This is a genomic window from Lederbergia galactosidilytica (genome assembly GCF_017873565.1).
Classification (GTDB): Bacteria; Bacillota; Bacilli; order Bacillales; family Bacillaceae_C; genus Lederbergia; species Lederbergia galactosidilytica.
Genome location: NZ_JAGGKH010000007.1, coordinates 217,836 through 227,050 on the forward strand (window position 1 = coordinate 217,836; position 9,215 = coordinate 227,050).

Below are 9,215 nucleotides of genomic sequence, written 5' to 3' on the forward strand. Positions count from 1 at the left end.
AATTTCTTTTTTTGTTTCTATGAGTGTGCTCATTGGCCATTTTGGTCTCCTCCTACAACGGAAATGGTTGCGCAGGACCTGCTCCTGACTTTCATATGATCTTTGAGATTCTTATGTTCGACCCCATGTAGATGGTTCGCCAAATTCCCCATAATCTTAATTTATAATCGTTTCTTGTTTTTACACGTTTTTAGACGATGATGACATATATCGCTCCATTCCTTTATTAAAAAAAGCGCGGGCGCTCGATGCACCCACGCTTTGCTATATAATGTCAACCTCTTCTTTTAAAGCCTTTAAGAAGGTTGCAAATGAAATTGTCTCTGATTTCTTCTCGCCATATTTTCTTACATTTACAGCTTGCTCTTTAATTTCATTCTCTCCCACTACTAGCATATATGGGATTTTCTTCATTTGCGCTTCACGGATTTTATAACCCATTTTTTCGTCTCGTGTATCCAATTCTACACGGAAACCTGATTTCTTCATTTCATCTACAACATGTTTCGCATAGTCAAAATGAGCTTCAGGTGAAACAGGAATAACAGCGACCTGAACTGGAGCAAGCCATGTTGGGAATGCACCTTTATATTCTTCAATTAAGAAAGCGACAAAGCGTTCCATTGTTGAAACAACACCACGGTGGATCACAACAGGGCGATGCTGCTTGCCATCTTCCCCAACGTAGGTAAGATCAAATTTCTCAGGTAACAAGAAATCTAATTGTACGGTTGATAGTGTTTCTTCTTTTCCAAGCGCTGTTTTCACTTGAACATCTAGCTTCGGACCATAGAACGCTGCTTCTCCATCAGCTTCATAATAGTCTACACCAAGCTCGTCCATTGCTTCTTTTAACATGCTCTGTGCTTTTGTCCACATTTCATCGTCATCGAAATATTTCTCCTTATCTTCTGGATCACGGTAAGATAAACGGAAACTATAATCTGTTAAATCAAAATCCTTATAAACTTCTTCAATCAACTGGACAACACGAATAAATTCTTCTTTAATTTGATCTGGACGGACAAAGATATGGGCATCATTCAACGTCATACCTCGAACACGTTGCAAACCAGATAAAGCTCCAGACATTTCATAACGATGCATCGTTCCAAGCTCAGCAATTCGGATTGGTAATTCTCGATAGCTATGGATGTCATTTTTATAGACCATCATATGATGCGGACAGTTCATAGGACGAAGAACAAGTTGCTCGTTATCCATATCCATAATTGGGAACATATCATCATGGTAATGATCTAAGTGTCCACTCGTTTTATAAAGATCCACGCTACCTAATACAGGTGTATACACATGGTCATAGCCTAATGATACTTCTTTGTCGACGATATATCTTTCAATAATCCGACGGATCGTCGCCCCTTTTGGTAACCAAAGTGGAAGACCTTGTCCAACTTTTTGCGAATTTGTAAAAAGACTTAGTTCTTTACCAATCTTACGATGATCTCTTTCTTTCGCTTCTTCCCGGAATTTAAGATATTGTTTTAAATCTTCTTTCTTGAAGAAAGCTGTACCATATACACGCTGCAACATTTTATTGTCACTATTTCCACGCCAATACGCTCCTGCAATACTTAGCAATTGAAATTCCTTAATTTTACCTGTTGAAGGCACATGGACGCCACGGCAAAGATCAATGAAATCTCCTTGTTCATATACAGTAACTTTTTCATCTTCTGGAATCGCGTCAATTAACTCTAGTTTATATTTATCATTCGCAAAAATTTGCTTTGCTTCCTTACGAGAAACTTCCTTCCGAACAACCTCAATATTTTCACTAATGATCTTTTTCATCTCTTTTTCAATGACAGGAAGATCATCAGGACTAATCGCATGTTCAAGATCCATATCATAATAAAAGCCATCTTCAATAACCGGTCCTACACCAAATTTAGCATCAGGGTAGAGACGTTTTACAGCTTGGGCCATAAGATGAGCCGTGCTGTGCCGTAATATCTCTAATGCTTCTGGGCTTTCTTGTGTGATGATTTCTATAGTACCATCTATGTCAATGGGAGTTTTAAAATCGATTAACTTTCCATTTAGCTTACCAGCTAGAGCTTTTTTCCTAAGGCTTGGGCTAATGGATGCTGCTATTTCTTCCGTTGTTATCTGCTTCGGAAACTCCTTTACAGAACCATCAGGAAATCTAATTTTCAATTGATCTGACATTTGACTGCACTCCTTTTTTCTTCATTCGAGGACATTTTTAACAAAGCACAAAGCGCCGCCCTTTGGCAAAGCAAATGTAATTCGCCTGCACCGGCTCAGCTTATGGGGCGAACTTAAGGAAACAATATATTTTCCTATCTATAACTTTGAAAAAAAAAACAAAAAACTCGCCCCTGGGAAAGGGACGAGTTTAATACACGTGGTTCCACCCTAGTTTTCATAAAGCTTAAATGCTTATGACTTTGGATTTTTTTTAACGGAATTCTCCGCCAATCATTACTGACAATGTCACATTCATGATTGGAGTTCAAAGGTGGTAAGGATTTCGCTCGTGTTGGAAAGCTCTCAGCTTTAACTTTCCTCTCTGGGTACCGTGACGAAACGCTCATGTCCTTTTCATTACATGTCCTCATTTTGTTCTGTAGTTATTATAGCTACAATTTTACAGAAAATCAAGAGTGCCTAGTATAAGCATTAGATAAACTATAGAAATAGCTTGTCGAAAATACAACTAGTCTTTCTTCAAAAATATTTTTTAATGTTCGAACTAATGGCTGATCTTCATGCTTTGTATATAGAAATATTTTATTAGGAGCCATCGAAAGAAGTGGTGCAATTACAGCAGAGTCTACATAAACAGGATGATTTGATAAAAGCCTAGGATCCAGTAACCCTTGAACCTCTTCCTGTTTCATTTCCCTCAATGTTTCATCGTAGAATGTTTCAGGTCGCTCTAAAATGAGATGTACAATCGACTGCCTTGTTAAGCGGTCACGGAGATAATCTCGCAATGTTTGGATGAAAATTTGGTAATCTTGTTCCATTTTATATTCATCAATGGCAATGCCTAAATATGATGTGACCTGTTTAAAATATTCCCTTAATCTAAATCTCAAAAAAGAGTCAAACGCAACCGCACCCTTAAAATCTAGTAAGTCTAAAATCGCTTCATGAAGGAGTATTTCTTCCTTGATCACATCCGTTAATGCGGTTAATTCCTGTCTCTCACCATCAAACATTTCGGATACAATCTCAATAATATCATGTCGTTCATTTTCACTTTCATACTTGTACTTCTTTTGGAGAACTTGATCTAGCCATTCATTTCGTTTCACAGTTTGGATATATTGAATAAGAGCGGATACGTATTCGTCTTTGTTTGTGCCACTTGGTTGAAATGAATATATAAAACGGCCCCGTTTTTCCTGAAAGGAATCCTGCAAGCCATTATTTGCTAAAAAAGACTTTAAGCGGATTGCCTCTTTAATGGATTTGAACATTAATTCCAAGCCTGCTCCCCCTTTACTCCGCATTGGTACATATATATGAAGTTTAGGTGGGACTAGACCATAAAAATAAAAAAGGGAAATTCGTTTAATAGCCAATTGCACCATTTCTCTATTGGATTAGCAAAGTTTCGGATACAATTTTACAAATTTTAAAAACTTCTTAGGATTGTCGTTCATCCAAATTGTGTTTAATTATGTCTCCGGTTAGTGCCTGTTAATTTTATCGGTGAAGCCAAATATTTAATTCTTTCCATTATGCGTGCAGCTTTCATTTTTTCCTCTTCTCCACGCTGAGAATATGTTAAATGATGCTGCAAATCATTAAAGTTAAAATTGGAACTAAAAAAAGTTGGTAACTGTTCATGCATGCGGAATTGCAGGATAGATCCTAATACTTCATCCCTTGTCCAACTTGTCATCGACTCTGCTCCAATATCATCCAACATTAAGATCGGTGCTTTTTTTACAACCTCTAATTTCTCATTCATTGTTTGGTCACCTAAAGATTGTTTCATTTCTCTGAAGAACTCGGGGACATAAACAATAAGAGAAGAAATTTCCTTTTGTGCAAGTTGATTGGCAATAGCTCCTAATAGATAGGATTTCCCGACGCCAAAATTGCCATATAAATACAAGCCCTTCATTTTCATACCTGGTTGATAGGCTGAAGCAAATTGTTCTGCAAATTCAAATGCATCTATTCTACTTGGCTCATCTAGGGCAAAATCGGCAAAATTGGCTTGCAGTATTTCCTTTGGTACATAAATGCTCTTTATTAGTCTCTCTGTTTTCCGTCGCTCATCTTCCATCAATTTAGTGGGGCATGGTCGATAAAAAAGATCAATTTTTCCGTTATCCAATGTAAGAACAGGCTCATAGCCAGGCATAATATTGTGACAGTTATTTAATCCGGAACAGTTAGCACATTTTTTTGTCTGTGATACATATTCATGGAGTTTCATTAAACCCTGTTCAAGGATACGATCATTCATCTCATCTTGATGCATCTGCAGAAAGGCTTGCACATCCTGGTCGGACAATACTTCTTTTTTTAATTGATCATACCTATTTTGAAAATTAGGTGAACGAGAAAGTCTACCTAATGTTCTATTGATTCGCTCCATTCCTATCACCTCCATGTTGGCGATACTTCTGTTGAATCGCCTCTAATCGTTTCCTTTTCTCTTCCTGCTCCTCATCAAAAACAACTTTTTCAGTTGCTTGCGGTTCTATAAACCAATCAGGCAATCTTTCCGTTCGAATTGGCTTATTCCTTTTCTGAGCTGGGGTTTTACGATCATTTGCCCATTCTTGGTATTGACGATGTTCATTTTTGGCTAAATCCATCGCTTCCTTCACGGTTTTAATTTTCTTCCGGGACCAGTGTGAAGCAATTTTAGCTAAATAACTTTTGGAAAGTTTCATATCAGTTTTTAACATCACATAATGAATCAAAACATTGATAACACCAGGCGGAAGCTTTTGATGAAATAAAACATCCTCTACGGCCTGCAAATCCGATAAAGCTGGCTCCCCACCATCTGCTAAATCAATTAAAAATTGTCGTGGTGAAATTGTTTCTAAATAGGAGATTAATTGTTCTTCCTTAGTTTGCGGCTCCATTACATTTCTAGCATAAACAGGTTGCACACGATCAACCAGTTGTGGCAACTGATTATCATGTTCTAATTGATACCAATCACGAGCCGCTTTTCGTAGTTCCTCTATATCAATCGTTTGATCAGCATCCAAACTCGCTAGAACAATGTTTTTCATATTGACAGCATCAATCGAGTATAAAAAGGCTAATTTAGAAATAGCCTCTTTTGCTTCTTGAGTAAAAACTCGTCTAGGAACCATAATTTCTGATAAACCGGAAAATAACACCTCAAAATTAAATTGTTCCCCACCTATTTTAATAAGGTTAGGTTCTGACCGATGGAAAAACTCTTGCTGTTCACCCGGTTGGCTAGCTAATTGAGCCTCTTGATCCGTTAAAGCTTCAGAACCTAATGATGAAAAAACATCTTGAAAGGAACGAGTCCATTCTTGATATCCACTTAAGTCTACTTTCTCATCAATAAATAACCGTTTTAACTTTAAAAACTGCGATTTCCCGATTTTTTGATATAAATATATATTTAACATACCATCTGTAAAGAAACCTTCTGCAGATAAAGGTGGTTGCAATTCATATAAAAAGGAACGATTGTCAGCTTCTGTTTTTACATATGTTTTTAATAAGCCAATTCCTTCCAGTTTTAGACGCGCCTGATAAATTTCATCTAAATTTAGATCAAGAAAATTCATTAAATGATAATGATTCAAGGTTTCAGACCAGAGGCGATTTTCTTGCACTCTATTCCAAAGAGTATAATACAAAGCAGAACTAACTGGACCAATAAGGGGTTGATATAAACAATCAACAATCTTTTGATCTTGTTGATGCAACAAACCATTCATTTTCACAACAAATGTATCAATAGGCTGAATTTCACTCCAGTATGGCTTCAAGACAAACACACTTTCATCAATCTTTTTTAATTAAATCTTTCAATTCATCTAAGAAAACATTAATATCTTTAAATTGTCGATAAACAGAGGCAAAGCGTACATAGGCAACTTCATCCGTTTTAGATAATTTATCCATAACCTTTTCCCCAATGAGTTCTGAATTTACTTCAGCTTGTCCAAGTGCACGAATTTCCCTCTCAATTTCGTGCGTAATTTGTTCTAGCTGATCAAGTGAGACTGGCCTTTTTTCACAAGCGCGAATTAGCCCTCTCAAGATTTTCTCGCGACTAAACTCTTCCCGAATTCCCTCTTTTTTTACAACTATCAGAGGTGTTTCCTCCACCCTTTCAAAGGTTGTAAAACGAAAAGAACATTCCTCACATTCTCTTCTTCTTCTAATTGCCCTTACATCATCAACCGGCCTTGAATCGACTACTCGAGTTCCGTTATGCTTGCAGGATGGGCATTTCATCTTACCAGCTCCGTTCAAATCAATATATTCTATTTTATCATTATACCTTAATTCGGCACTAAAAAACAAAAAGTGACTTTTGCAAGAAGAACAGATAACGCTTGTTTAGCGACAGACAAACTTATTTTGTATGTGATTAATAATGCTCCGAAAAAGGGCACGGGTCAAAGCATGCTACAACCTGTTGTTTCGTATATCCTCCTGCGCCGTAACACCCCTTTGGTCTGAGCTTATCGTGTGTAGGCAATTCCTGCCCTACGCGACTTAGAACTTTGTGGGGTACTGAAGCTAGGCCTAAGATCCTCCCTTACTGCAAAAGAAAAGAAAACCTGATATTAAAGGTTTTCTCGCTTATGGACAAAGAGCCCATTTCTTTATAAGTTGCTCTATCTGTGATCTAGTTTCATCCATTTCTCCATTATTATCTATAATAGCATCTGCCATTTTTACTTTTTCAGTGAGCGGCATTTGTGAAGTAATTCGTGCTAATGCTTCGGATTCAGATAAGCCATTTCTTTCCATCAATCTTTCTAGCTGCACTTGTTCTTCAACAAAGACAACGATCGTTTTTTCCACAAGATTTGTCAATCTACTTTCAAATAATAACGGAATATCATAAATAACGGTCTGGCTTCCGGCTGCTAAGGCTTCATTTTTCCAAATTTCCATTTGCTTTCGAACTGCTGGATGTACAATTGAATTTAATTTTTGGCGTTTCGTTTCATCGGAAAAGATAATTGCTCCCAGTTTAGCTCTATCTAACATTTGGTTTGGTAAAAGAATCACCTCGCCAAAAACCTGCACAATTTCTCGATATGCAGACTGATCTGGTTCAACTACTTTTCTTGCCGCAACATCTGCATCAATAATCGCGAATCCTCTTTCTTTAAACATTTGTGAAACTGTACTTTTTCCACTTGCAATTCCACCGGTTAAACCGACCATCATGAAATAGTTCGCCTCTTTCAAATCGTACTTTAGATTTTTAATATACCGATCAAAATTAATAAAACACCTGGCATAAAGGCAAAATGTTGAATCCAATTAGTTTTTGAGAACAAATTCCCTATTTGCAGGCCTGATTTAAGAAAAATAGCACTCATCAGCGCAGCAGAGCCAGCAAGTACCCAAGGGGAATAGCCTAACATTGCAGCTCCTATTCCTGCTCCAAACGCATCCAAAGATAATGCCGCCCCCAAAAGCAAAGCCTCAATGCCGGTGATGGTCCCAGATAGATCAAAATCCGCTCTTGTTGGCTTTTTAAGAATATGGATCACAATTCCTAATGATTTAATTTCCCAGTTCACTACCATCTTTTCTGCATGTTCATGATGTCCTTTTTCCGTTCTGAAAAATTGAAATATCACCCAAGCACCAATCAATATTAAAATAATGCCACCAATCCGGTTGGCAGCTGTTGGCGACAAAACTTGCACGATCATACTCCCCGCAAACATTGCGATAAGCAAAGATATTGCCGTACAAAGAGCGATAATCAACAGTGACTTATACGGAATACTCATCTTCCGTAATCCATATGCTACCCCTGTACTAAAACTATCGAGACTAATGGCAAAAGCAAGCAACAGGAGTGATAATGAAAAGCCCATAACTTCACACCTTCCCATATCAACAGTGACTACATCAGTATATGAGAATAAAGCATGGGTGGTTAAACTATTTGAATAAACCATTGCCTATTTCTTTATGCTGTTATGAAAAAAAGCATAATTTGACAGGAAGCAATCATTTAGAGACTTGAATTGGCTACCACTCGACAGCAACAATTTGCGCTTCATATATTATCGAATTTGACATTGCGGACAAAAATGAGTTCCCCGTCCTGCTACCTTCGTTTTCTCTATTTCAGTTCCACAAAATGAACATGGTTCACCCTTTTTACCATACACTTTCAATTTTTCTTGATATGTGCCATTAAGCCCATGGGAGTTCATGTACGAATTAACAGAACTTCCGCCCGCTTCGATAGACTCTAATAAAGTAGCTTTCATTTCTTGCAAAAGTGGTAATATTTCAGCTTTATTTAGTGTTTTTGCAACACGCTCGGGATGAATGCGAGAACGTATTAGTACTTCATCTACATAAATATTTCCAAGACCTGAGACAATTGTTTGATCAAGTAAAGCGGCTTTAATGCAACGATCTGTTTTACTCAATTTCTCGACTAAATACTCTAGTGTACATTCATCAGAAAATGGCTCAGGTCCCAATTTAGAAAGAGGTAATTGATCATTCTCCATACCTTTCGAAAATAAGTGCATTGTGCCAAACTTACGGACATCTCGATAAAAAAGGGTATATCCATCAGTAAAATGAAAGAGGATATGTGTATGCTTATCAGGAGTATCCTCATTATGGTGTAAACTATAATTTCCTTCCATCCGCAAATGTGATACAAGTGAATAATCATCCAATTGGAAAATTAAGAACTTTCCTCTCCGCTCTACAGCGTGGATCAATTGGCCTTGTAAAGCATCTTGAAATTGCTCGACTTCCAATGGATGTTTAATAATCTTAGGCCAGTGAACCGATACATTTTTTATATTTTTCCCAGCCACCAATTCATTCAGTGACCTTCGTACTGATTCAACCTCTGGCAATTCAGGCATCTTCTTTCCCCCTTGTCTAGCTACGTATTGTCAAATAATCTATAGTAAAAAGTTAATAACCCCTTGATTTATAGGGGAATGAATGCAAAAAACTTGCCACCCCCTGAATTTTAAGGT

General features: G+C 37.4%; 8 protein-coding genes and 1 other annotated feature. All 8 genes read right to left on the reverse strand.

Features of this window, described 5'->3' with window-relative positions:
- Positions 1-264: 264 nt before the first annotated feature.
- Positions 265-2,193 (reverse strand): threonine--tRNA ligase, encoded by a 1,929-nt coding sequence (gene thrS / locus J2Z23_RS09725; protein WP_209973768.1) that lies wholly within the window; start codon positions 2,191-2,193, stop codon positions 265-267.
- 177 nt (positions 2,194-2,370) lie between these two features.
- Positions 2,371-2,602 (reverse strand) — a binding site (T-box leader).
- Between the two features lie 43 nt (positions 2,603-2,645).
- Positions 2,646-3,473 carry a putative sporulation protein YtxC gene (locus J2Z23_RS09730; RefSeq protein WP_238482700.1) on the reverse strand — a complete coding sequence of 276 codons (828 nt, stop codon included), beginning with the start codon at positions 3,471-3,473 and terminating at the stop codon, positions 2,646-2,648.
- A 197-nt stretch (positions 3,474-3,670) separates the two neighbouring features.
- Positions 3,671-4,606 carry a primosomal protein DnaI gene (dnaI, locus tag J2Z23_RS09735; protein ID WP_209973773.1) on the reverse strand — a complete coding sequence of 312 codons (936 nt, stop codon included), beginning with the start codon at positions 4,604-4,606 and terminating at the stop codon, positions 3,671-3,673.
- Positions 4,590-5,996, reverse strand: a complete 1,407-nt coding sequence (locus J2Z23_RS09740; RefSeq protein WP_209973774.1) for a replication initiation and membrane attachment family protein — start codon at positions 5,994-5,996, stop codon at positions 4,590-4,592. The genes dnaI and J2Z23_RS09740 overlap by 17 nt, the downstream gene beginning before the upstream one ends.
- Positions 5,997-6,012: 16 nt before the next feature.
- Entirely contained in the window at positions 6,013-6,468 is a 456-nt protein-coding gene (gene nrdR, locus J2Z23_RS09745) for a transcriptional regulator NrdR (RefSeq protein ID WP_209973782.1), read from the reverse strand.
- A gap of 351 nt (positions 6,469-6,819) precedes the next feature.
- On the reverse strand, positions 6,820-7,416 hold the full coding sequence (gene coaE / locus J2Z23_RS09750) for a dephospho-CoA kinase (RefSeq protein WP_209973776.1): 597 nt from the start codon (positions 7,414-7,416) through the stop codon (positions 6,820-6,822).
- A 29-nt stretch (positions 7,417-7,445) separates the two neighbouring features.
- Positions 7,446-8,078, reverse strand: coding sequence for a sporulation membrane protein YtaF (gene ytaF, locus J2Z23_RS09755; protein WP_209973778.1), 633 nt, complete (start codon positions 8,076-8,078; stop codon positions 7,446-7,448).
- A gap of 192 nt (positions 8,079-8,270) precedes the next feature.
- Positions 8,271-9,098, reverse strand: a complete 828-nt coding sequence (gene mutM / locus J2Z23_RS09760; RefSeq protein ID WP_209973780.1) for a DNA-formamidopyrimidine glycosylase — start codon at positions 9,096-9,098, stop codon at positions 8,271-8,273.
- Positions 9,099-9,215: the final 117 nt, after the last annotated feature.

Coding starts and splice junctions, on each gene's coding strand:
- thrS (WP_209973768.1), bottom strand. CDS start 2,193: ATGTCAGATCAATTGAAAATTAGATTTCCTGATGGTTCTGTAAAGGAG.
- J2Z23_RS09730 (WP_238482700.1), bottom strand. CDS start 3,473: ATGTTCAAATCCATTAAAGAGGCAATCCGCTTAAAGTCTTTTTTAGCA.
- dnaI (WP_209973773.1), bottom strand. CDS start 4,606: ATGGAGCGAATCAATAGAACATTAGGTAGACTTTCTCGTTCACCTAAT.
- nrdR (WP_209973782.1), bottom strand. CDS start 6,468: ATGAAATGCCCATCCTGCAAGCATAACGGAACTCGAGTAGTCGATTCA.
- coaE (WP_209973776.1), bottom strand. CDS start 7,416: ATGATGGTCGGTTTAACCGGTGGAATTGCAAGTGGAAAAAGTACAGTT.
- ytaF (WP_209973778.1), bottom strand. CDS start 8,078: ATGGGCTTTTCATTATCACTCCTGTTGCTTGCTTTTGCCATTAGTCTC.
- mutM (WP_209973780.1), bottom strand. CDS start 9,098: ATGCCTGAATTGCCAGAGGTTGAATCAGTACGAAGGTCACTGAATGAA.